General features: G+C 44.4%; 1 pseudogene. It reads right to left on the minus strand.

From position 1 onward, the window contains the following. Positions 1–328, minus strand: a pseudogene (locus R7190_RS27440) (hypothetical protein); the annotation flags it as partial. Positions 329–349: the final 21 nt, after the last annotated feature.

The following is a 349-nucleotide window of genomic DNA, read 5'->3' on the forward strand; positions in this document are numbered from 1 at the left end:
CTTTGGGCCAGCTTGCAATCTTACTACCAAGTAAGTTAGCGTAACCTTTGATTTTTACGCCCGACTTGAGTGTTTTCAGGGCTCTATTTTCCGCGTCTAAGCTGCCACCAACGTCTAAGCCCTTAGGCAGCTGAGTAATTGGCGTTTGGGAAATGTCCACATTCCCTTTTATGACCAAGCCAGATGGGAGTTCAGTGTATGGCTTGTTTCGAAGATCTAGATTGCCATAGTTGTCGATATGGCCAAATTTGGAATAGTAATCGAGCTCGTAAGCACTAGGAGACGAGCTAAATGCAATTAACGCGAGGGCGAAAGGGATGAAACGCATAACGATTACTTTCCAATAAAA

This window comes from Vibrio sp. 1078-1, from assembly GCF_033340475.1.